Genomic DNA, 1,493 nt, shown 5'->3' with positions numbered 1-1,493 from the left:
CTAAATCAAGATTCTTCTTAGTTAAACAAGGTATAGACACTGTGGTAGCAAGAATAGATCTAAATGGGATGCCAGATATTATTAATGTTCTTTCTGGCAGAAGTAATACAATAGCCTTACTTGATAAGATAAGAAAAAAATACGGAGATAATCCTAAAAATTGGCTGCCAATTTTTTATGCAAAAGCCAGAAAACTAAAATGATAAGAAAAAATTTGTTTATTATCATTATGATAATTTACATTTTTGCTAACACCACCGCCTATGCATTAGAAGATTTTGCTGAGAATGATAGTTGTATTGCTGGTATGACCATTATACAAAGAGTTATAAATAATATTGTCAGTCTTGGAGCATTTAGTAGTTATTCAAGTGCTTTTGATATGACTGGAGCAGAAAAATCAAGATGTAGTATACCAAGCAATGATATTAAGTTTAATTTTAGTTTTTGGGGAATAGATGGACCTAAAATTGAAGAATATACATTTAAAAATGGAGACATTAATTTTTGGTTATTACCACCTACAATAATAAAAGTGACACATCAAGGAGATAAGATATGTGCACAAGTGCTATTAATTACAGGATTTCAATCTCTTGGTTGTAAATATAGACCAGATCCTAGTTTTTATTGCTCAACAAATTATGACCCTATATATGGTTGTAGAGATCCTGAAACAAGAATGAAAAATAACTGCTTTGTAGGAAGAAGTTGTGCAAAAAATGCTGAAAAAAATTCTAAGGGACTTATTCCAATGACTTCAACAGTAGTGCAGTGTGCTAAAGAAACTTTGCATAGAATTTTTGTAGATCAATCAGATTGTAAAGGGTCTAAAGAAACAAATATTTCTTCATTTTCTAGTTTTCAAGACTCTATGCGTAACATTATCAGAGTAGCACTAACTATCTATGTAGCAGTTTTGGGCATTAAAATTCTTTTGGGATCTGATATACCAAGTAGAGGAGAAATATTTATCTTTTTTATGAAATTTATCTTAGTATTATATTTTTCTACAGGTATTTATACAGGTAAAGGAAAAGATAAGTATACAGACGGTATTACAACTATACTAAAGCCAGCTCTAGAACAAACTACAACATCATTATCAAGAATAGTATTTAATGCAGGAGGAGCAGAAGGATTATGTAATTATACTAAAAGTAATTATAAAGGAGGATATGGATATTTGGCTTTGTTTGATGCCATAGATTGTAGACTTTTGCATTATTTGGGTATAAGTGTAAATCATATCACGGGAGCTGTCTCTAGTATCAAAGTTTTTGCAATGATATTACCAGCATTACTATCATTTCAGCTTATATTTATGATAATGTGTATCATATTTGTTATATATTTACTTTCCATTACAATATTTTTTACATATTTATATATTATTGCATTAATAGCCCAACATATTTTGATATATATGGCTCCTATCTTCGTAGCTTTTGCCTTATTTAATTTTAGTAAAGGTTACTTTGAAGCGTGGTTAA

General features: G+C 29.5%; 2 protein-coding genes. Both read left to right on the top strand.

Annotated elements, in window-relative coordinates; translation table 11 throughout:
• On the top strand, positions 1–203 hold a 203-nt coding region (locus tag IHI24_RS04660; protein WP_194966903.1), incomplete at its 5' end, for a hypothetical protein.
• A 26-nt stretch (positions 204–229) separates the two neighbouring features.
• A partial coding sequence (locus IHI24_RS04655) for a type IV secretion system protein (RefSeq protein ID WP_194966902.1) occupies positions 230–1,493 on the top strand: 1,264 nt, incomplete at its 3' end.

Source organism: Rickettsia endosymbiont of Cardiosporidium cionae, assembly GCF_015476335.1.
Taxonomy (GTDB): domain Bacteria; phylum Pseudomonadota; class Alphaproteobacteria; order Rickettsiales; family Rickettsiaceae; genus JADHZC01.
The sequence above is the reverse complement of the archived record's forward strand: the minus strand, read 5'-3'. Positions and strand labels throughout refer to the sequence as shown.